At 62.9% G+C, this 20,803-nt stretch carries 18 protein-coding genes and 1 tRNA gene; 9 read left to right on the top strand and 10 right to left on the bottom strand.

Going from position 1 to position 20,803, the window contains the following annotated elements; all coding sequences use genetic code 11:
- Nucleotides 1-47: 47 nt before the first annotated feature.
- The 3 genes from QM609_RS14880 to QM609_RS14870 are packed head-to-tail and all read right to left on the bottom strand — an operon-like array spanning nt 48 to nt 3,574.
- Nucleotides 48-779: a VOC family protein gene (locus tag QM609_RS14880; protein ID WP_050654673.1), complete on the bottom strand. Its 732-nt coding sequence runs from the start codon at nt 777-779 to the stop codon at nt 48-50.
- Nucleotides 776-2,293 (bottom strand): carotenoid oxygenase family protein, encoded by a 1,518-nt coding sequence (locus QM609_RS14875; protein WP_003940450.1) that lies wholly within the window; start codon nt 2,291-2,293, stop codon nt 776-778. The genes QM609_RS14880 and QM609_RS14875 overlap by 4 nt, the downstream gene beginning before the upstream one ends.
- 48 nt (nt 2,294-2,341) lie before the next feature.
- Entirely contained in the window at nt 2,342-3,574 is a 1,233-nt protein-coding gene (locus QM609_RS14870) for an acetyl-CoA acetyltransferase (RefSeq protein WP_030534916.1), read from the bottom strand.
- A 123-nt stretch (nt 3,575-3,697) separates the two neighbouring features.
- On the opposite strand from QM609_RS14870, the gene QM609_RS14865 reads away from it, so the two are divergent.
- From QM609_RS14865 to QM609_RS14845, 5 genes are all read left to right on the top strand, one after another.
- Nucleotides 3,698-4,909 (top strand): acetyl-CoA C-acyltransferase, encoded by a 1,212-nt coding sequence (locus QM609_RS14865; protein ID WP_050654674.1) that lies wholly within the window; start codon nt 3,698-3,700, stop codon nt 4,907-4,909.
- A complete protein-coding gene (locus QM609_RS14860) occupies nt 4,906-5,829 on the top strand; it encodes an SDR family NAD(P)-dependent oxidoreductase (protein WP_050654675.1) in 924 nt (307 codons plus the stop codon). Before QM609_RS14865 ends, QM609_RS14860 begins: the two co-directional genes overlap by 4 nt.
- Nucleotides 5,826-6,650 (top strand): DUF1295 domain-containing protein, encoded by an 825-nt coding sequence (locus QM609_RS14855; RefSeq protein WP_042451087.1) that lies wholly within the window; start codon nt 5,826-5,828, stop codon nt 6,648-6,650. Before QM609_RS14860 ends, QM609_RS14855 begins: the two co-directional genes overlap by 4 nt.
- Nucleotides 6,647-7,513: an acyl-CoA thioesterase gene (locus QM609_RS14850; RefSeq protein WP_050654676.1), complete on the top strand. Its 867-nt coding sequence runs from the start codon at nt 6,647-6,649 to the stop codon at nt 7,511-7,513. The genes QM609_RS14855 and QM609_RS14850 overlap by 4 nt, the downstream gene beginning before the upstream one ends.
- Before the next feature lie 81 nt (nt 7,514-7,594).
- Nucleotides 7,595-8,593, top strand: a complete 999-nt coding sequence (locus QM609_RS14845; protein WP_003940366.1) for a winged helix-turn-helix transcriptional regulator — start codon at nt 7,595-7,597, stop codon at nt 8,591-8,593.
- A gap of 9 nt (nt 8,594-8,602) precedes the next feature.
- Here the strand turns inward: QM609_RS14845 and QM609_RS14840 are convergent, their stop codons facing one another.
- The gene (locus QM609_RS14840; RefSeq protein ID WP_050654719.1) at nt 8,603-9,982 is read right to left on the bottom strand and encodes an LLM class flavin-dependent oxidoreductase; all 1,380 of its coding nucleotides are present in this window, start codon (nt 9,980-9,982) and stop codon (nt 8,603-8,605) included.
- A 242-nt stretch (nt 9,983-10,224) separates the two neighbouring features.
- Between QM609_RS14840 and QM609_RS14835 the strand changes: the two genes are divergently transcribed.
- Nucleotides 10,225-10,300 (top strand) — tRNA-Arg (locus tag QM609_RS14835).
- A 49-nt stretch (nt 10,301-10,349) separates the two neighbouring features.
- Nucleotides 10,350-11,312, top strand: a complete 963-nt coding sequence (locus tag QM609_RS14830; RefSeq protein ID WP_050654677.1) for a formylglycine-generating enzyme family protein — start codon at nt 10,350-10,352, stop codon at nt 11,310-11,312.
- 1 nt (nt 11,313) lies between these two features.
- Here the strand turns inward: QM609_RS14830 and QM609_RS14825 are convergent, their stop codons facing one another.
- A complete protein-coding gene (locus QM609_RS14825; protein WP_050654720.1) occupies nt 11,314-12,231 on the bottom strand; it encodes a TauD/TfdA dioxygenase family protein in 918 nt (305 codons plus the stop codon).
- 35 nt (nt 12,232-12,266) lie between these two features.
- Nucleotides 12,267-12,935 carry a TetR family transcriptional regulator gene (locus QM609_RS14820; protein ID WP_030534932.1) on the bottom strand — a complete coding sequence of 223 codons (669 nt, stop codon included), beginning with the start codon at nt 12,933-12,935 and terminating at the stop codon, nt 12,267-12,269.
- Nucleotides 12,936-13,140: 205 nt separating this feature from the next.
- On the opposite strand from QM609_RS14820, the gene QM609_RS14815 reads away from it, so the two are divergent.
- Nucleotides 13,141-15,477, top strand: a complete 2,337-nt coding sequence (locus QM609_RS14815; protein ID WP_050654678.1) for an arylsulfatase — start codon at nt 13,141-13,143, stop codon at nt 15,475-15,477.
- 73 nt (nt 15,478-15,550) lie between these two features.
- Here QM609_RS14815 and QM609_RS14810 read toward each other — a convergent pair whose 3' ends face one another.
- From QM609_RS14810 to QM609_RS14795, 4 genes are all read right to left on the bottom strand, one after another.
- Nucleotides 15,551-17,053: a DUF4153 domain-containing protein gene (locus QM609_RS14810; protein WP_306170104.1), complete on the bottom strand. Its 1,503-nt coding sequence runs from the start codon at nt 17,051-17,053 to the stop codon at nt 15,551-15,553.
- Between the two features lie 108 nt (nt 17,054-17,161).
- Nucleotides 17,162-18,157: a HAMP domain-containing sensor histidine kinase gene (locus QM609_RS14805; protein ID WP_050654680.1), complete on the bottom strand. Its 996-nt coding sequence runs from the start codon at nt 18,155-18,157 to the stop codon at nt 17,162-17,164.
- A complete protein-coding gene (locus tag QM609_RS14800; protein WP_003940586.1) occupies nt 18,154-18,840 on the bottom strand; it encodes a response regulator transcription factor in 687 nt (228 codons plus the stop codon). The genes QM609_RS14805 and QM609_RS14800 overlap by 4 nt, the downstream gene beginning before the upstream one ends.
- A gap of 65 nt (nt 18,841-18,905) precedes the next feature.
- Nucleotides 18,906-19,439, bottom strand: coding sequence for an NlpC/P60 family protein (locus QM609_RS14795; protein ID WP_020970417.1), 534 nt, complete (start codon nt 19,437-19,439; stop codon nt 18,906-18,908).
- Nucleotides 19,440-19,689: 250 nt separating this feature from the next.
- Between QM609_RS14795 and QM609_RS14790 the strand changes: the two genes are divergently transcribed.
- Nucleotides 19,690-20,799 carry a serine hydrolase domain-containing protein gene (locus QM609_RS14790; protein ID WP_050654681.1) on the top strand — a complete coding sequence of 370 codons (1,110 nt, stop codon included), beginning with the start codon at nt 19,690-19,692 and terminating at the stop codon, nt 20,797-20,799.
- Nucleotides 20,800-20,803: the final 4 nt, after the last annotated feature.

Here is a 20,803-nt window from a genome sequence, read left to right as displayed (position 1 = left end):
GCTTCGAGCGATCGGCCCCGAATTCTGTCGTTCGATGTGAAGCACGCTCAGCGTGGGTGAATCCGGAACTCCACGCCGCCGACACTCAGCCCGGGCTCGACGGCAGACGCGCCGCTCGACGCCGCCAGATCGATTGCAGTGAGCATCGACCGCTCCCCCGGAACGAACGACACGACGCGTGATCCCAGCCTGATCGAGAGTGGTTGCGCCGAGACCGGTTCCTTTCCGAACACTTCGGCCCACAGCGTCGCCGTCCTGGCCGGATCGGGCGAGGACACGTCGACGCCGAGGATGTCGTCGACCCAGGGATCGAGGGAAACTTCCTTCTCCGTCTCATCCCAGAACCACTCGTCGGCGTCGGGAATCTCGTCGAGTTCCACGAGCAGTCCGAGATCACCGGGATGAAGTTGGACGATCCGGTGACCGTAGGCCTCGAGATCTGCCACCGTCCGAACATCGGCCGCAGCTGCACGTTCCAGATAGGGCTCGATGTTCGAAACCTGGATCGAGAGTGCATAGCCGCCCTCCCCTCCGCCCTTGCGGATCCATCTCGCCAGCGAGACCGTCTCGTCGAGCGGTGCGACGATCTCGAGAAATGCCTGCGGCCCGACGGCCAAGGTCTCGTCGGCCAAACCGATGTCTTCGAGCAGTGGATCTGTGAATCCTGGTGCCAGATTCAACGCTTCACGTAGTTGTTGACCGGTCTTGTCCAGGTCTCGTGCACCGATCACCACCTGCCGCAGGATCTCCCACGTGCCCGCGTCGTGCGTGCCCGTCACAGTCCGACCGCTTCGGCTGCCGTGTCGGCACTCTGCCAGCGTCGGAGCTCGGCACCCGGCGCCCACGTCGAGTGGGTGCCACTCGAAATCCGTTCGGGAAGGCGAAGTTTGCACAATGGTCCGTCTCCGACGCGGGCAGCGTCGAAGATCAGGCAGAAGGACGCGTCCTCGTTCATGTCGGTGGTCAACGTGATGAGATAGCCGTCGTCTTCGGCGGTACCACCCACGCGTGGTGCCATCGAGGTCTCGCTTCCATACACGCCGTCACCGAAGGAGAATCGTTCCTCGTTCCCCGTAAGCAGGTCGTGTTTGACCAAGCCGTCGAACAGGAACCACGACGGCTTACCAGAAGCCGCATAGGCGTATCGGTACTTCTCACCCGCGAAATTGCCGTTCATCATGCCGAATTCGGTGATCGAGTCACTGAGTTGCTCTTCACGCGTGGCTCCGGTGACCAGGTTCAAACGCCAGCGGTGAAGCCGGGTCTGCATGCGATCGAGAGCGAGGAAACGGAAGGCGCGCTCCCACTGATTGCCCATACCGTTGTCCGACGGCTCCGGATCACCCTGGTAGAAACCGTCCAGAACAATCTCGTCCCCCTCTTCGTAGGCGTTCACGAAGTGCAGGACATAGGTCGAATCGGCTTCGAACCACTTGATGTCAGAGGTATTTCCGCGGCGTGGGATGACTCCGAGACGCAGCGGGATATCGGGATGGAAATTCGCGACGTGCGCGCCCTTCTCCAGCAGAACCGGATCCCAGAACAAGGGGCAGTCGTTGAGGATCGCGTAGTTCTCCGTGAAGGCCATGTCGTGCGGCAAGCGCGGACCGGGAAGTGGGACGTCGACGTAGTGGACCAACTCGTTGGCCGAGTCCACCACGCCGTAGTGCATGTACGGCGCTTCCTTGCTGTAGTTGAAGAACAGCATTTCTCCGGTCTTGTCGTCCACCTTCGGATGCGCGGACACACCCCATTCGAAGGGGAACTTGCCGTTCCAGCTTTCCTTGCCGAGTGTCTCCGCCGACATCGGATCGAGACGATACAGATCTCCGCACTGGTAGAAGCTGGTGAGAGCAGTCCCCCGGTGAACGACGACGTCGGTGCTGGACGCGTCCTTCATCCGGGTGCGCGCACCCTTGCCGCCCTCGGGGCGACTGAGTTTGGGAGACTCGGCAAGCCCGGCCCACAACGCAGCGCCGGCATCCTGCTCGGCCGCCAAGCCGTCGGTACGTACGAATCGGTTGCGGTAGAACGACTCTCCGTCGCGAAAGCCCACGATGTGAATCATGCCGTCACCGTCGAAGGGGTGATACGCCTTCATCGAGGGATGGAGCGGATTCTCGGTGTTACGCAGGTAGACACCGTCGAGGTCTTTCGGAACCTCACCGAATACGACTTCGAGGTTGTCCGCTTTGAACTCGGTGGTCTGGGGTTGCCACGGGCCGGTGCGATACGGGTGATCGTCATCGGCGGGAAGGGTGGACAACAACTTGCCTACGATTTCGACGTCCATGGAATTCTCTTTTCGACTGATGGGGAAAGGCTGGGTTGGGCTGCACTTTCAGGAAACTGCGTCGACAACAAAACTGACGGTGGTGGCCGTACTTCCACCGAAGTTGAGCGTCGCAAAGCGGCTCGCACCCTCGACTTGGAAACCGCCGGCCGTTCCCGTCACCTGATGGGCCGCGTCGAGAAGCATTCGAACACCACTGGCACCCACCGGATGACCACCGCCGATCAGACCGCCGCTGGGGTTGATCGGTAGCTTGCCGCCCATGGCGATGTCACCACTCTCGATGGCTTTCCACGACTCGCCGGGCGCGGTCAGACCGATGTGGTCGATCGCGAGATACTCACTCGCCGTGAAACAATCATGTGTTTCGATCCCGTCTATCCCGGCCAGGTCGACTCCGGCCCGGGAGAAGGCACCCATCACCGCATCCCGAACGTGTGGCATCACGTAGGGATTATCGGCGTCGCGGGCCAGCTTCTGCTCGAGACCTAAACCAACTGTCCGGTGACCCCAGCCCGCGATCTGGGCCAGCGGAGTCGCCGCGGCATCAGGATGCTCTCGGAGGTACTTGTCCGTCACCAGCACAACCCCGGCGCCACCGTCGGTCACCTGACTGCAATCGAATCGTCGAACACCACCTTCCACAACGGGATTGGTGGTGTCGTCACCACCCGCATTTCCGAGTAGATCGGGCACCGCCCAACCGCGTGTCTGCGCGTTGGGGTTGTTCTTCGCGTTTGCGAAGTTGATCTGCGAGATCGCGCGAAGGTGAGATTCGTCGATCCCGTAACGCCGCCCGTACTCCTTCGACACACGGTCGAACATGTACGGCCACATGAATTTTGCTTCCTGACCTTCGTGTCCGACCCAGGCTGCAGCGCCCAGATGGCCAGCCGCGTCATCACCCGGAACCGTCTTCTCCAGTTCGATACCCATCACCAGAGCCACGTCGTAGTTGCCGGCGCGCAGGTCTGCCATCGCTGCAAGTACAGCGATACTGCCCGATGCGCACGCCGCCTCGTGCCGAGACGAGGGCACACCCCACAGGTCTGGATGCACGGTGGCGGGCATCGCGCCCAGCTGACCTTGGCCGGCAAACAATTGCCCGAAGGCATTACCGACGTGGATCACCTCTATGTCGGTGGCAGGAACCTTCGCCGCGTCCAGGGTGTGGTTCACCACCTCTTCGGCAAGGTTCGCGAAATCGAGTTCCTCACGGGTGAAGTTCCGTGCGAAGTCGGATTGGTACCCGCCGAGAATCCAAATGTTCGAAACAGTCATGACCTCTCCCCTTGCCGATCCGGCCTCGGTGACGTCACCGAGATACCCGCGCAACGGCGGTTGTAATTTCACCGCAACCGTACTACAACTAGCAGAGTAACTCTACTAATTGAAGGGTTGAAAATGACTGATGCTTTTGTCCTCGACTACGTGCGAACGCCGCGCGGTCGAGCATCGGCGCGAGGCGCCCTCCACGAACACAGCCCAGTCGATCTTGTCGTCCACCTGGCCAAGGCTTTGCAGGGTCGAACGAACCTCGCCGCAGAACAGATCGACGACGTCGTTCTCGGTTGCGCATCGCAGGTGGACGAGCAGGGCGCGAACATCGCGAGAACTGCCGCACTCCTTGCCGGTTGGGGCGACTCCGTCCCCGGCGCAACCCTCAACCGATTCTGCGCATCCGGCGTCGACGCAGTCGGCCAGAGCGCGGCCCGCATTCGCGGCGACGACGTGTCCCTCGTCGTGGCCGGTGGCGTCGAAAGCGTCTCCCGGACTCCGATGTTCAGTGATCGAGGACCGCTGTGGACCGATCCGGCAACTATCGCGCAGATCGGTTCCATCCATATGGGTGTTGCCGCCGACTTGAATGCCACGATCGAGGGGTACTCCCGCGACGAGTTGGATGCGTACGGCGTCGAAACCCAGCACAAGGCTGCCGAGGCCTGGCGCAACGGCGCATTCGAGCGGTCCGTTGTGCCTGTCCCCGGCAGAAATGGTGAAGCCGGAATCGCGCACGACGAACTGGTCAGGGCAGAGACGACGGCAGAGGGACTCGCAGCGCTGCCTCCGGCCTTCGAAGGGCTCGGCGCCGCCGGTCAGGATGCACTCGCGCTCGCCGCCTACCCTGAGGTCGGCAAGATCGAACACCTGCACACCGTCGGATCCTCTCCCGCCATGGCCGACGGCGCAGCGCTCCTACTCCTCGGATCCGAGAAAGCCGCGGCGAGCGCCGGCTTGACCCCTCGCGCACGGATCATCGGATCCGCCTCGACTTCGGTGAATCCGGTCCTCATGCTCACTGCGGGCCAGAGCGCCGTGGAGGCAGTCATCGCGCGAGCCGGGCTTCGTCCACAGGACATCGACGTGTTCGAGTTCGCAGAGGCGTTCTCCGCACTCTGCCTACGGTTCCGCCGCGATCTTGACGCCGGGCCGGACCGCATGAACCCCAACGGAGGCACGATGGCGATGGGCCATGCATTCGGCGCCACCGGAGCAATTCTCGTCGGCGCATGTGTCGACGAACTGGTACGGAGCGACGGACGCTACGGTGTGGCCGCGGTCAGCGGCGCCGCCGGTGTCGGAGTCGCGGTGCTCGTCGAACGGGTCGCCTCATGACCGTCAGTTCACTCTCGGGCCGCGTTGCCGTCGTCACGGGAGGGGGTAAGGGCCTCGGCCGTGCCGTCGCATTGCATCTCGCGAGCCGAGGGGTCACGGTGATCGTCAACAATCGAAATCGCACCGTCGACGCGAGCGGCCGGGGCCCTGCAGATCAGGTTGTCGACGAAATCCTCGAAACCGGTGGACAGGCCGTCGCCAACCACGACGACGTCACCGACCCCGACGTCGGCCGAAAGTTGGTGGACGACGCTCTCACTCGGTTCGGACGACTCGATTTCTGCATCACCAGCGCCGCGGTCAGCGCACCGCAGATGCTTCATCGCACCACCGCCGAGAACCTCAGCACCGTCATCACGACAAACGTCGTCGGAACCGCACTGGTCGCCGCCGAAGCCTCCCGAGTGATGCGCGAAGCCGGATTCGGGCGCATCGTGATGATTTCCTCGACCGCAGGACTGCACGGAGAACCCACCGTGTCCGCCTACGCCGCCAGCAAGGGAGCAGTCATCGCATTGGGACGTACCGCAGCCGGCGAAGGTGCGAGTCGCAACGTCTTCACCAATGTCGTACTGCCCTATGCCACTACGCAGATGACCGAGTCCGGAATGGATCCACGATTCATCGACATCATGGGTGCCGACCTGGTAGCCCCGGTGGTCACCGCCCTCGTCGATCCCGAGTCCACGACCAACGGGCAGGTGATCGTCACGGCAGGTAACGGGGTGCGTTCGGCCGACGCCGTCGAGGGCTCGACCGAGTTCTTGCCCACCACCACAGAACTCGATGCCAAAGCGCTCGACGCGCTACTCGTGACCAGCCGACTCGGCGCTCCTCACACCTATCCGAGCGCACAGGAAGCCTTCGCGGACTTCGCTTCCGAACTGCTCGACCACCACAATCGGAAAGCGCGCGCATGACCGACATCCCACTGGGCGACCTTGCACTGAACTTCGGTGTGAGCGCACTCGCCGTCCTCGTCTTCATCGCAGTCGTGATGGCCGTCGCCATCCGGATGAACAATCACTCGATCATCGACATCTGCTGGGGGCCTGGCTTTGCCGTCGTCGCCGTCGTCTCGTACCTGACGTCCATCGGGTCGGACGGCAACGATCTGCGTCGCCTCGTCGTGCTGGCTCTGACCGTGGTGTGGGGAATGCGACTCGGCCTCTACATCGGCTTCCGAAACCGTGGGCACGGGCAGGACAAGCGCTACACTGCCCTGCTCAAACATCAACAGGGACCGCTGGTTCCGTTCCTGATTCGCAAAATCTACGGCCTCCAGGGCGTTCTCATTCTCGTGGTGTCGCTGCCCGTCCAGTTCGCGATGTACGAGTTTCGCGCCCTCGGAGTCCTCGGCGCGATCGGCATCGCGGTCTGGACCGTCGGCTTCGTCTTCGAATCGGTTGGAGACTACCAACTTTCCCGCTTCAAAGCTGATCCGGCCAATGCCGGGAAGGTGATGGACCGTGGGCTCTGGGCCTGGACCCGCCATCCCAACTACTTCGGTGATGCATGCGTCTGGGTCGGACTGTTCATCCTCGCGCTTGGTGATCCATTGGCGCTGATCACGATCGTCTCTCCGATCGTCATGATCAAACTGCTGGTGAGCTACAGCGGTAAGGCCCTTCTCGAACGCGGCATGCGCAAGAGCAAGGGGCAGGCCTACGACGACTACGTCGCCCGGACCAGCGGATTCTTACCTCGTCCACCCCGTCCGGCACGAAACCACGCGTCGTGAGCGCCCCCACGAGTGGTCTCGCCGACGTCTTCGATCTGGAATCGACCGGCCCGGACCGGTGGCAAGGGTCGAACGACGGTGTTCGGCTGCCTCAGCTGTTCGGCGGCCAACTGGTAGCCCAGTCGATTCTCGCAGCCGGGCACACGGTTACCGACGGCAAAGCGATCAGTTCCGTCCACACCCACTTCCTTCGCCCGGGGTCGACGAATCGCGCGACCGAGTTCTCGGTAGATCGCCTTCGGGACGGAAAACGCCTGTCCACCAGAGGCGTCGACGTCCACCAGGACGGACGACTCGTCTGCCGTTCGACGGTCTCTGCCTCCTCGATCGACGAGGGCATCACTCACAGTCGCGCAGTACCTACCGCACTCCCGCCCACTGAGTGCGTGACGTTGCAAGAGTTGGCCGAGGCAGACGGCGGGTTGGGTGAGGTGTGGGAGGAGTTCTCCGCCATCGAGATTCGTGTTTCCCCCCTTGATTCGCACTCCCCCACCGCGCATTCGGCGGCGCCTCCGCGCAACATCTGGATGCGTTCGGCTCAGCGGCTGAGCGACGATCCACTGATTCACGTGGCTGCTCTCGCTTATGCCAGTGATCTGATGCTGATGGCAACCGCACTGACTCCGCACGGCTACGACATCGGGCAGGAGCACTCGCTCGACACGGACTGGACTGGTGTGTCCCTCGATCACACGATGTGGTTTCAACGCCCTGTGCGGGCGGACGAGTGGCTGCTCTTCGAGCACTCGACCCCCACAGCTCACACCGGCAGAGCAGTAGTGAATGCCGCGGTCTTCGATCAGTCCGGACTCCAGATCTGCCAGATCACTCAGGAAGCGTTACTCATTGCCCGCACCGAGTGATTCCCGACTCTTTCTGCAGACCATTCGGTACGGTCTCGCGGTGCCGCAGGGTTCGCGGCCTATGATTTCGGGGTGGTACGAGTGAATGCAGCCGGATCTTCGACACCCACCGCGTCGGCGGGCGTCACCGAGTTGCCTGCCGGCGGTCCGAACGCACTGGCCGTCACGCTCGGGTTGTTGGGGGACGAGTGGAACCTCTGGATTCTGCGATTCGCCCTGTTGGGGTCGCGGCGATACAACGACTGGCTCGCCCTCGGGGGAATCTCCAACTCCGTATTGTCCTCACGGTTGGCGGTCCTGACGGCCGGCGGAATGCTCGAGCGTCGTGAGTATCAGCAGAACCCGCCCAGGCACGAATACTCGGTCACCCGCAAAGGGCAGTCGATCTGGCCCGTCCTCATCACCATGTGGTCGTGGGAGAAGCAGTGGGCGCCCAATGAAACCCAGCCGCTTCCACCACTGCGGCACAGCACCTGCGGAAACGACTTCACCCCGATCCTGCGCTGCAAGGAGTGCGGCGAGGACGTGGACGTACGATCCCTGGACTCCCAAATGGGTCCGAGTGGGGACTTCTCACGCAGTGTCCCGGAAGCAACATCGCGGCGACGCTCCACCAAGTCCGAACGCCGTCCGGAGATTCTGGCTCACACGATGGAACTTGTCGGCAATCGCTGGTCAGCGGCGATCATCGGTGCAGCTTTCCGAGGCGCTCGCCGTTACGGAGAGTTCGCCGAGATCACCGGTGCACCACCGGCGATAGTCGCGGATCGCTTGAAGCACCTCACCGAGATCGGTGTGATGGAAACGCGTCCGCTTCCGGATCGCCCACAGTGGTCGGAGTATCGACTCACCGCCAAGGGCACGGCGTATTTCCCCGTGGTGATGTGCATGATCTCCTGGGGTCAGCGTTGGTTCAGATCCGCGGACGGCCCGGACATCGTTCTCCATCACAAGGCCTGCGGTAAACGGTTCGAAGCACGCTTGGGTTGCAGTGTGTGCGGTGAAGAGTTGAGGTCTTCGGACATCGAGGCCGTCGACCTCACCACCTCGGTTCACGTACCCGGGTCCGGTTGGTCCTGAGGTCCCCGCTCAGCCGGCAGTGCGGATCCGGTCGAAGCTCCGGCCTCGGTGTTCGAGCGGCAGCCTGTCCCCTCGCCCGAACAGTTTGTTGCGCAGCGTTCCCTCATCGTAGTCGTCCTGGTAGGCACCTCGTTTGATCAGCTCCGGAATCACATGCTCAACAATGTCTTCGAAGGTTCCGGGAGTCACCGCGTACGCGAGATTGAAACCGTCGACGTCGGTCTCGGACACCCACTCCTGCAACTCGTCGGCGACCTCCGCGCCGGAACCGACAACGATCGGGCCGAGCCCGCCGATGCCCGCCCACTCCGCGATGTCCCCCACCGTCCATTCGCCGCCCTTCTCGTCGGCCTGACGAAACGATGCGACCGCGGATTGAATGGCATTGCTCTCGACGTTCCCGATCGGCTCGTCCGCTCGGTATCCGGAGAGGTCGATTCCCATCCACCCCGAGGTGAAAACGAGCGCGCCTTCACTACTCGCGTAGCTGCGGTAGTCCTCGAGCTTCGCCTGGGCCAACTCGGGGGTTCGGTCGGTGATGATCGTCAACAGTGTGTAGATGCGGGCCGAGTACGGATCTCGCCCGACCTTCGTCAGTTCGTTTCGGATTCGGGCAACGGTGTCTTTGAGAATCGCCTTTGTCGGTGCACCCACAAAGATCGCCTCGGCATTCGCAGCGGCGAACCGCACCCCACGAGGCGACGCGCCGGCCTGGAAGATGACCGGCGTCCGCTGCGGAGAAGGTTCGGAGATGTGGATGCCCGGAACCGTGAAGTGCTTGCCTTCGTGCTCGATCGGATGAACCTTGGCGGGGTCCGTGTAGACCCCGGTGGTTCTGTCACGCACCACCGCGTCGTCTTCCCACGACGTTTCCCACAACTTGTAGAGAACTTCGAGGTACTCGTCCGCGTGGTCGTAGCGATCGTCGTGCTGGAGTTGGTCGTCCTCGCCCATGTTCCGTGCGGCCGAGGGGAGGTATCCGGTGACCACGTTCCACCCGATTCGCCCGTTCGTCAGGTGGTCGAGGGTGCTCAAGCGCCGAGCGAACGGGTAGGGATGCTCGAAAGCTGTACCTGCGGTGATCCCGAAGCCCAAGTGCTCGGTCACGGCAGCCATCGCCGACGCCAGCAGTAGCGGGTCCGAGACCGGTACCTGCGCGCCCTGCCGCAGCGCTGCGTCGTGATTGCCGCCGTACACGTCGTACGTTCCCAACACGTCGGCCAGGAACAGCCCGTCGAATCGTCCACGCTCGAGGAGCTTCGCCAATTCCGTCCAGTACCTCAGATCCGTGTACCTGGACGACTGGTCCTCCGGGTGGCGCCACAGACCTGGTGATTGGTGGGCGACGCAGTTCATGGCAAAGGCGTTGAATCGGATTCTGCGGGGCATTCCCGCACGATGCCGTGCCTGCTCCGCGGTGAACACCATTGCGATCAGTGCGATCGGTTCGGCTCCTGCTTGCACCCGGCGATACCGTCGACTTCGCGACCTCGTCGGCGGGCCGCTACACTGACTAGCGCAGCTGTGACGCCCGAGGCTTCGTGCCGACAGGTCGAGCGGACGCAACAGCAGTATCGGGAAGCGAAAACCCCGGCAGCACAGGGTTTTCAGCGCTTGTCGGTACGCTCCCCGCCCTCGTAGCTCAGGGGATAGAGCATTCCTCTCCTAAAGGAAGGGTCGCAGGTTCGAATCCTGCCGAGGGCACCAGGTGGGACTCTCCCCACATCGGCGCGACCAACGTGCCATTCTTGAATTCATGACGACGCCTCACTCCACGGCTACTCCCCCGAAGAACATGTCTTTGATCCCGGGTGGGACGTACTGGATGGGCTCCGAAGATTTCTATCCGGAAGAACGCCCAGTTCACCAGGTCACCGTCGACGGATTCTGGATGGACACGACGGCGGTGACGGTCGCCGAGTTCCGACGCTTCGTGAAGGCAACCGGCCACGTCACCACTGCTGAAATCGCCCCGGATGCCGCCGACTATCCCGACGCCGATCCAGCCCTCCTCGTTCCGGGATCGTTGGTCTTCACTTCGCCACCCGGCCCGGTTTCACTTGACGACTACACCCAGTGGTGGTCGTTCACTCCCGGCGCCGATTGGCGCCATCCCGAGGGCGCCCACAGCAACGTCGGGGGACGTGAACGGCACCCCGTCACCCACGTGTCGTACTTCGACGCCCAGGCCTACGCCGCGTGGGCCGGCAAGGAACTCCCGACCGAGGCCGAGTGGGAGTTTGCCGCCCGCGGTGGACTCGATCGCCAGGCGTACGTGTGGGGCGATCACGACTCTCCGGGCGGGCGGCCCGGTGGCAACGTGTGGCAGGGCCAGTTCCCCTGGGAGAATCTGCTCGAGGACGGTTACGAGCGCACCGCTCCGGTCGGAAAGTTCCGGCCCAACGGCTACGGACTGTTCGACATGGCCGGGAACGTGTGGGAATGGACGGCCGATCACTACACATCGGACCACGCCCGCAGTTCCAAGAACGTCGCGCCGGCCTCGTCGTGCTGCATTCCTCGTAATCCCCGAGCGGAGTTCGCCACGGAGGCGTTGGTGGGCGAACCCTACGCACGACGGGTGATCAAAGGCGGCTCACATCTGTGTGCACCGAACTACTGCTTGCGCTACCGCCCCGCCGCGCGGCAGGGCGAATCCGAGGAGTCCTCAACCTGCCACGTCGGCTTCCGGTGCATCATCCGCATTCCGCAGGAGTAGATCAGAAGGGCACGTCCCCCAGGATGGCCACCCGCTCCATGACGCGGCGATGAGGGAAGTAATCACTCGCTGCGTAGTGCTGGGTAGCCCGGTTGTCCCAGAAGGCAATGGAATTCGGCGCCCACTTGAAGCGGCACTGAAAGTCCGGGACCTTGACCTGCGCGAACAGCAGGTTGAGCAGATCGTTGCCTTCGACAGGATCCATGTCCGGAATGTGGGTGGTGAAAAGGCTGTTGACGAACAGAGTCTTACGCCCGGTCTCCGGATGCTTACGCACCATCGGGTGCAGGACCGGCGGGTACTGCTCCTTCATCTGTTCCAACTTCTCCGGGCTCATGCCGCGTCCGAAGGACGGCACGAAATCGTGGATGGCGTCCTTGCCGTCGATCAAGTCCTTGATCTCGTCGGGGAGGCAGTCGAAGGCGTTACCCATATCAGCCCAGAGCGTGTCACCACCGGCAGGCGGTACGTCGATCGCCCGAAGTACTGAACCGAGCGGCGGCGTCTTCGTCCAGGTGACGTCGACGTGCCAGATGTTCTCGGTTCCTGGACTGTCCTCTCCGCGTTCGAATCTGACGACTGCCGGGACCTCTCCCTGCGGGAGAAGTGGATGAACCTCGAGTTCACCCCAATGGGCCGCGAAGTCACGATGATTCACGCTCGAAATCGGCTGGTCCCGAAAGAACACGACCTTCCATTCGAGGAGGGCCCGACGCACGTCCTCGATCTGCTCCTCCGACGGGTCACGCAAGTCGATATCGCTGATCTCGGCACCGATGAATGGTGTGACGGGTGTCAGAGTGAACCGCTCGTACGGCCTCGATTCAACGCCTTCCGGGTTTCGCCTCATTCCGCGTGGTCCGAATTCGATTGTGTGATTGCCGATTTGGACTGTTCGTGAGGATGTAAGGGTAGCCATCGAATGACTCCGTCCTGTCGTGTCGTGTCGCGGGGTCACACGTCAGTCGACGCGTGCACCCGCTTTGCTCGTGTGCGTTTGTGTGCGCTTTGGGGCGCGGTCAGTGCTCCTACCGCGAGATCGACCAGATGATCCACTGTCGTATCGAAATCTGCCTGCACAACCGGGTTTTCGTCTTCGCGGCGCTGCTCGAAGATTGCCAGAGCGGAGACGCTCATGTTGAACGTCAGATCGATCCGTTCGACCGCGACGCGGCGAGATAGATGCGGCAACGCCCGCGTCAACCTGACGACAACTTCGTTGATCCCCTCGCTGACCTCGCGGAACTCAGCACTCTGCGTATCCACCGAAGGTGAGATTCGGGCAATGAACCTCGCATAGTTGGAACCGTCGACCGTCGCCAGAAAATCTGCCAGCGGGTACAGAAAGGCTTCGACCAAAGCACGGACCAAGTCGGTCCGCCCACTGGCGTCGATGTCGTCGAGATACGTCAGTCGCGCTGCGTTGATCTGATCCATCCGATGCCGGAATACGGCCAGCACCAGACCGTCTCGCCCACCGAAGTGATACTGAACTGCAGAGTTGTTGCGCTGCCCGGCCGCAGTCGCCACGTCCCGCATGGACACTTCGTGAATACCTTGCTCGGCGAACATCCGCTCGGCGACGGCGATCATGGCGTTCTTGGCATCCAACGAGGCGGGCATACACCGACCATATAAGTCACTGTCTTAATTCCGCAAGCCCCATCCCCTGTGCGCGGTTAGGGAGTGCAGGGACTCCTTAACCACTCACGGGGGTAGTTGTCCCAGTCAACGAGACATACGCCGCCAACTGAATTCCGATCGATACGCTCCAGATTAAGACGACAGCTTAATCCGCCCGGTTTTGCACACGCCAAGGAGCCTGCTGGTGAATCGCCATTCCATTCCGATCATTCCCGAGACGCCGAACGTCGCGGCCGCCGTGTACTACCCCGATCAGAATCCCCCGTACACCCGCCCGGAACCGCTTCGCCCGCCGGCCGGGGCCCCGAACGTGCTGCTGATCATGATCGACGACGTCGGATTCGGCGCACCCTCCGCGTTCGGTGGCCCGTGCCGCACCCCCACCGCCGAGCGTTTGGCCGAAACCGGCGTGAAATACAGCCGATTCCACACCACGGCTCTGTGCTCGCCGACGCGTGCCGCCACACTGACCGGGCGCAACCACCACAGTGTCGGTATGGGTGTCATCTCCGAAATGGCCAACGCGGCACCGGGATACAACGGGACCCGCCCCGCCTCTGCCGCCACGGTCGCACGCGTCCTACAGGGAAACGGCTATGCGACAGGTGCTTTCGGCAAGATGCACCAGACCCCGACGTGGGAGACCACCGCTGCCGGGCCGTTCGATCGGTGGCCGGTCCGTGAGGGTTTCGACAAGTTCTACGGTTTCCTCGGTGCCGAGTCCGACCAGTTCACCCCGGTTCTCTACGAGGACTTCACGATGGTCGACTTACCCAAGACACCACAGGAGGGTTACCACCTGTCAGAGGATCTCGTCGACCACGCGATCGAATGGGTCGAGGGCGTCAACACGATGGACCCCGACAAGCCGTGGTTCTGCTATCTCCCCTTCGGCGCGTGCCACGCTCCACTCCAGGTTCCGGACCGATACCTGAACAAGTACGTCGGCGAATTCGATCACGGGTGGGATCGCCAACGCGAGATCACCCTCCAAAAGCAGAAGGAACTGGGCGTCGTCGCTCCTGATACCGAATTGGCCCCGTGGGCTCCAGGGCTCCCACACTGGGACGAACTCGACGACGACCAGAAGAGGGTCTCGGCCCGTTTGATGGAGTTGTACGCGGCGTTTCTCGAGCACACCGACGACGAGGTAGGCAGGCTCGTCGACCGGTTGCAGGACATGGGTGTACTCGACAACACTCTGGTGCTCTACATGATGGGTGACAACGGCGCTTCCGCGGAAGGCGGAATGGAGGGCTCGTTCAACTACCTCGCCGGCCTCAACGGTTACAAGAGTGCGACATCCGACGTACTGGCGCGCTACGACGAATTGGGGACCGAAACCAGCTACCCGCACTATCCGGCGTCGTGGGCTCTGGCTCTCGACACCCCTTACCAGTGGGCCAAGCAGGTTGCGTCCCATTACGGCGGTACCCGAAACGGTCTGATCACCCACTGGCCCAAGGGGATCGACAAGCCAGGAATCAGGGAGCAGTGGCATCACTGCGTCGACATCACGCCGACAATCCTGGAAGCTGCCGGTATTCCGGCACCGACCAGCGTCGACGGGGTCACCCAGAAACCGATGGAAGGCGTGGCGATGAACTACACCTTCGCCGAGCCCGATGCCGAAGAGCGCCACACCACACAGTATTTCGAGATCTTCGGCAACCGCGGAATTTACGATCACGGTTGGACCGCAGTCACGGCCCACCGCGCACCCTGGCTGATGGCCACTCACGGCCTCGAGCTCACACCGATGAGCGAGGACCGTTGGGAGCTGTACGACACCTCGGTCGACTGGTCGCAGGCCCGCGATCTCGCGGACGAGCATCCCGAGATCCTCGCCCGGCTCAAGGAAAAGTTCCTCGTCGAGGCGGCCAAATATCAGGTGCTGCCGCTGGACGACAGAACGGTCGGTCGCCACGCCACCGCGGAATCACGACCCCCGCATCCGATGATGGGCCGCAAGACCCTCACGCTGTACCCACACATGAACGGTCTGGTCGAGAAAGCCGCGCCGACGTTCTTCAACCGCTCGTACACGTTGACCGCAAGTCTGGGTAGCGTCGCCGACGGCATGCTGGTCAGCCTCGGTGGCCGGTTCGGCGGATTCGCTTTGTACATACTCGATTCCGTCCCCGTCTACTGCTACAACTTCAGCGGCGGTGGTCGGACCTTCGTGCGTGGGCGCAACCCGCTGGCACCCAATGCACGCGAGGTGTCCGTCCACTTCGAGTACGACGGCGGCGGAATCGGCAAGGGTGGAACCGCAACCCTGAGCGTCGACGACGAGGTGGTCTCCGAAGGCCGGATCGAGAAGACCACTCGGGCGATCTTCAGCATGAACGAACAGCTCGACGTCGGCATCAACCGGGGAAGCCCGGTCGCGGAAGAGTTCGCGGACAAGGGCACGTTCCGCTACGGCGGCAAACTCCACAGCGTGACCGTCGACTTACGATCCACCCGAGACTTGGTGTCCGCAGAGGAACGGGAGAAAATCTCACTCGCCGTGCACTGATCGACCAGGCGGCGCTCGCCGATTATGCAGCCGCGCAGGCCATCTGCCGCGCGGCTGCACAATCGCCCTGCGTCTATCCGACCGTGTACATCTGCAGGCACGGCCCCACCGGGCGAGCTTCCAGGATGTCGCGGGCCTTCTCACGCGCTGCGTTGAACTCCCAGGGTGCAGTGGTGCCCGGCACTCCGAATCGATATCTGCTCAAGGCACATGAACGCTGCGGTTCCGGTAGACGATCCAAGGCAGGTACCGCGTCGACGGAGAGCCCGCGTAAGTAGGAAACGTCGATGCTCTTGCCGCCCTCGAACCGTTCCATGTTCTTTTGCGCGATGTACGCGTCGGGGTTGAACACCGCGAAGGCCAGCAGCGCGACGGCCGAAGTGGCGAGAACAGCTGTGGGCAGCCACTTCCCGGACATCCGAATACCTGCGACGAGCAACAACACGAACACGAAGCCAAGAAGCAGCTCTGTCGCGAAGACGCTGACCCGGAGCACCGTGAAACCGTACTGATTCTCGTACAACCACATCCGGTGCACAGCGGACGCCACGATCACCAGGCTGAAAACACACAGGGCACCCAGCAGTCCGCGGGCAAGACGCCTCGATCCAGCGTCGCGGCGGTCGATGTACCGCACTGCGACGGCGATGACGAGCAGCGTCAGCACGGTAACCGCCATGAGCTGCCAGAAACCCTCACGCGCATAGTCCGCATAGGTCAGTCCATCGGTCACCTGTACGTGCTCGTCTCCCCCGAACAGCGTCTTCGTCTGTACTGCAACAAAACCGAGGAACAGCACGTTGAGTACTCCGAGCGGGACCGCCCACTCCCACATCGGCAACGGCATCGCCTGCGCAGGTGCAAACGCGTCCACCGTCGGCGTTCTGCGGCGCAGATACACCGCAACCAGCGTGCCGAACGCCATCACGACGCCGGCAAAGATCCGTGCTCCCGGGTTCGACACCGAGATGGCAGGAGCGAAGCCGTCGAAGATCTTCGCGAACTCCGGATCCGCACTCACGAACAAAGATCCGAAAATCAGCAGGAGAATAATCGATACTGCGCTTACGACGACAACTCGCGCCGCCGGCACCCGCGGAGCAGAGCGGGTAGCAAGTTTTCGACGACGAACGAAGTTGACCGTCCGGTGCGGTGCCCGCCAGGGAGCGACCGTTCCCAGAAGTATTCCGGTCCACGTCCGCCCGCCGATCAGAGTCCACGTGAACAGAACCCACGCAGCTACGACGCAGAGGAACACCAACCACTCCGCACCGCGAACGGCGGCAACACCCAGCAGTGCGAGCATCCCGATGGCGGCGACCCACTGCGTCACGGTCATCCGCGGCGGCGTCAGAATCCCGAAGACGATCACCACACCGGCACCCACGATCACGTACGCGATACTCGCGAACCCTGGGTCGAGGATCAGGGCCGCAAGCACCCCTACTGCGGCCGCGCCGAGGAGCATCGAGCGGGTGGCCATCGAAGTGCGATCGGGACGCCAGAACCGGCTGGAACGCTTGGGTTTTACGGCCGGCATCGGCGGTTTCGGTGGAATTACTATCGGAGCGCTCATGTGATCTCCTATGTGTCTGGTTCAATTTTTCAGGGTCGGAAGTACAGACGAATGCCGATGAAGACATGCGCCATCGCGAGATCTCTCGATCTCGTCAGGGACTTTGATTCAGTTCTGCGGCAGCACTACTCGAATGCAACAACCCGACGGGGCATCGACGACGGCAATCCTGCCGTCATGTAATTCGACCGCCCACTTCGCGATCGCGAGGCCGAGTCCGGTGCCCCCGTCGGTCGAGCCGCCGCGGATGAAGCGGTCGAACACTCGCTCACGGGCCTGTGGTTCGATGCCGGGGCCGTCGTCGTGGACGTCGAGCACCAACTCCCCCGCGCTGCCGGTACGTACTCGGATCACAACTTTGGTGTCGACGTTCCCGTGCTGAACCGCGTTGTCCACCAGGTTGGTCACCACCTGATGGAGGCGATCCGGATCGGCGACCACGGACAATTGCGGAGGCTTGACGTCTATCTCGATGTCGCCCGCACTCACACTCGACAGCTCGCGTAGGAACGGCTCGACCTCGAAACGGCGGCGTTTCAACGGCATAGCGCCACCCTCGAGTTTCGAGAGATCGAGAAGGTCGGCTACCAGCGCGCCCAGTCGTTCCGTCTGCCGCAGCGCCGATTTCATCATCGCCGGATCCGGTTCTTCGACACCGTCGACGACGTTCTCGAGCATGGCTTGCAAAGCGGTGATGGGCGTCCGTAATTCGTGGGAGACGTTGCCGATCAACTCGCGGCGGTACCGGTCGTCGGCCCCGAGGTCCTCGGCCATCCGATTGAACGCATGGGCGAGTTCGCCTACTTCGTCTCTGGAAGTCGCTCGTACTCGCCGCGAATAGTCGCCGCGCGCCATCGCCTTCGCCGCGGCCGTCATCTCGCGAAGCGGTGACGTCATCCCGTGTGCGAGCACCTGCGTAACGCCGAGAGCGACAACCAACGCCGTCAGTAGAGCAAAACGAAACGGTTGTTGCGACGTCAGCCAGAAACCACCCGCGGCGAACACCAGTGCTGCGACAACCAGGAGGCCGACCTTCACCTTGAAGGACCGCATCGGGTCCAGCGGCCGCGGCCACCGTGCAAAGAGTCGGTCGACGCCGCTCATCGCGGCACGTCCCAGGCGTACCCGACGCCGTGAACGGTCCGGATCACGGAAGGTCCGAGCTTGCGTCGCAGTGCCTTGACGTGGCTGTCGACGGTCCGACTGCCCGCTCCCTCACCCCAGCCCCAGATCTCCTCGAGCAGCGACTCCCGCGGGATCGCGGCTCGCGGCCGCTCCGCCAGATAGGCGATGAGATCGAATTCGGTGCGAGTCAGGTGAACTTCTTGCGCATCACGGCGCACTCGACGTTCGGTCAGGTCGATCACGACGTCACCGAACTCGAGGAGGTCGGCCACCGGGCGAGCAGCGTGCTCCGCGCGATCCGCACGCCGAAGCAGAGCCTGCACCCGGGCGACGAGCACACGCATGCTGAACGGCTTGCTCAGATAGTCGTCGGCCCCGACGCCGAGACCGATCAGCATGTCCGTTTCATCGGCGCGAGCGGTCAGCATCAGCACAGGCACCGGGCGCACGGCCTGGATGCGGCGGCAGACTTCGAGTCCGTCGAATCCCGGCATCATCACGTCGAGTACCACCAGGTCTGCGTCCATCTGCTCGCAGCGGGCCACCGCGCTGGGACCGTCGAACGCCAGCTCGACGTCGTAGCCCTCGGCACGCAGCCTCGCCGCGATGGACTCGCAGATGCTGACCTCGTCGTCGACCACGAGCACTCTTCGCTGACTCATGGAACTGACTGTATTCGGCCCTCGTGGATGAACCTGGGAGGACTTGTGAAGGTTCTGTGCAGGTTCTAGAACCTGCGGATGTTGTTGATCGGCAGATCCGCCAGCGGCGTCAGTCCGGTCGGAACACCAACTCCGTAGGCGTTGAACACCATTCCGAACCCAGCGTAGATGCCGACGTGCGTCGCACCGGGGTAGAAGGTGATGACGTCGCCGGGGGCGAGGGCCCACCGGGGAACCGGCTGTCCGACGTTGGCCTGCTGTTGGCTGGTCCGTGGCAGATTCACGCCGGCCTGCCGAAACGCCCATTGCACCAGCCCGGAGCAGTCCCACGAGTTCGGCCCGACGCCGCCCCACTGGTAGGGCTTTCCGGTCTGAGTGCTCGCCGCTGCCAGCGCGATCAGCCCTGCCGGACTCGGAATCGGAAGGGCGGCTGATCCGCTGCTGATGCTGCCCGTGCTTCCCAAGCTTCCGGAACTCCCGCTACTGCCACCGCTACCGAGGCTTCCCGGGTCGGCTGAGGCGGGGGCAGCGGAGAGCAACAGGACACTTCCGGTCAGCAAAGCCGCGACCGTTCCCGTGCGGAGTGTCGACTTCTTCATGCATCCGTCCTTCGTGGGAGTCGTTTCGGCGCGCGGCAGCGCACCTCGATAGCCGTGAACTGGTAAGACACGTGAAAACAAACACTTCGTTCGGATGTTAACGGCGTGGACGTGGTGTTCGGACAGGAATGATTGATCCGATTTGTCGGTTTTGAACAAACGGGCCTTACGTCCCGGGCTGGCAGAAGATCAGGGAATGATGGGGGATTTCCTGGATCCCGCGGCACGACAAGGTCCATAGATTCGACTCATGCGCCCATACCTGCTCGTCGCCGCGGTCATCATCGGAGCCACCACGGCACTCGTCGGTTGCTCGACGCTCCAGCGCGCAGTGGAGATTCAATCGGATCTCGACGGACTCACCAGGTCGGGTGTCGTCGGGTCGATCGCAACACTCGACGACGGCACCACGACGGCTGTCATGACCAGCGGCGTGCCCAACCGGACCAACGGCGATTCGATCGGCAAGAATGATCGCGTCCGGATCGGAAGTGTGACAAAGACATTCACAGCTTCGCTCGTTCTGCAGTTGGTCGCCGAGGGCAAGGTCGACCTCGACGCACCGATCGAGCAGTATCTCCCGGGCCTACTGCACAGCAGTGACATGGACGGCAGTGGCATCGACGGTAGCGCGATCACCGTGCGGCAACTGCTGCAACATCGCAGCGGCCTTCCCGAGTTCGCCGGAGAACCCGGCGCCGACGAATGGATTGCAGCAAACGAGAACCGAACGCTGACGCCGTCCGCCGCGGTCGCCATCGCCCTCGGCAAACCGGCGCAATTCGTCCCCGGAACGTCGTTCGTCTACACCAACACCAACTACATCGTTCTCGGAATGCTCGTCGAATCCGTGAGTGGCCGCAGCTACGCCGATGAACTCCGGTCTCGGATACTCGATCCGCTGGACTTGGAAGACACGTACCTCCCGCCGGCCGGTGAGCTCGACATCAGGGGCGATCACCTGACGGGCTATCAGGATCTCGACGGTGGCCTGACCGACGTTTCCCGCACGGAACCGTCGATCCCCTGGTCTGCCGGAGCGATGGTCTCGACGGGCACAGACCTGAACACCTTCTGGCGTGCACTACTCGACGGGCAGGTGGTGCCGGCCGAGCAGCTTGCCGAGATGACCACCCCTCAGGTCGCCGCCACCGAAGCCGAGGGACTCGGGTACGGGATGGGCGTCGGCGCCACCGAACTTCCCTGCGGCGTCACCTATACCGGCCACAGTGGCGGGATCTACGGGTACTACACACTGTCCGGCGCGACGCCGGATCGTGCGTTCACCGTGACGCTGACGTCGACGCCGAAGGACCAGCCGGACACCGTCGCGATACTCTCTCACGCGCTCTGCCCCTGACGCT

The sequence above is a fragment of the Rhodococcus sp. IEGM 1302 genome, assembly GCF_030056935.1.
Lineage (GTDB): Bacteria > Actinomycetota > Actinomycetes > Mycobacteriales > Mycobacteriaceae > Rhodococcus_F > Rhodococcus_F qingshengii.
The sequence above is the reverse complement of the archived record's forward strand: the minus strand, read 5'-3'. Positions and strand labels throughout refer to the sequence as shown.

Excerpts from the sequence above, each read along its gene's own strand:
- QM609_RS14840 (WP_050654719.1), bottom strand. The coding sequence starts at position 9,982 with ATGCCCCGCAGAATCCGATTCAACGCCTTTGCCATGAACTGCGTCGCC.
- QM609_RS14820 (WP_030534932.1), bottom strand. The coding sequence starts at position 12,935 with ATGCCCGCCTCGTTGGATGCCAAGAACGCCATGATCGCCGTCGCCGAG.
- QM609_RS14790 (WP_050654681.1), top strand. The coding sequence starts at position 19,690 with ATGCGCCCATACCTGCTCGTCGCCGCGGTCATCATCGGAGCCACCACG.
- QM609_RS14870 (WP_030534916.1), bottom strand. The coding sequence starts at position 3,574 with ATGACTGTTTCGAACATTTGGATTCTCGGCGGGTACCAATCCGACTTC.
- QM609_RS14830 (WP_050654677.1), top strand. The coding sequence starts at position 10,350 with ATGACGACGCCTCACTCCACGGCTACTCCCCCGAAGAACATGTCTTTG.
- QM609_RS14805 (WP_050654680.1), bottom strand. The coding sequence starts at position 18,157 with ATGAGCGGCGTCGACCGACTCTTTGCACGGTGGCCGCGGCCGCTGGAC.
- QM609_RS14810 (WP_306170104.1), bottom strand. The coding sequence starts at position 17,053 with ATGAGCGCTCCGATAGTAATTCCACCGAAACCGCCGATGCCGGCCGTA.
- QM609_RS14800 (WP_003940586.1), bottom strand. The coding sequence starts at position 18,840 with ATGAGTCAGCGAAGAGTGCTCGTGGTCGACGACGAGGTCAGCATCTGC.
- QM609_RS14860 (WP_050654675.1), top strand. The coding sequence starts at position 4,906 with ATGACCGTCAGTTCACTCTCGGGCCGCGTTGCCGTCGTCACGGGAGGG.
- QM609_RS14825 (WP_050654720.1), bottom strand. The coding sequence starts at position 12,231 with ATGGCTACCCTTACATCCTCACGAACAGTCCAAATCGGCAATCACACA.
- QM609_RS14795 (WP_020970417.1), bottom strand. The coding sequence starts at position 19,439 with ATGAAGAAGTCGACACTCCGCACGGGAACGGTCGCGGCTTTGCTGACC.
- QM609_RS14865 (WP_050654674.1), top strand. The coding sequence starts at position 3,698 with ATGACTGATGCTTTTGTCCTCGACTACGTGCGAACGCCGCGCGGTCGA.
- QM609_RS14855 (WP_042451087.1), top strand. The coding sequence starts at position 5,826 with ATGACCGACATCCCACTGGGCGACCTTGCACTGAACTTCGGTGTGAGC.
- QM609_RS14875 (WP_003940450.1), bottom strand. The coding sequence starts at position 2,293 with ATGGACGTCGAAATCGTAGGCAAGTTGTTGTCCACCCTTCCCGCCGAT.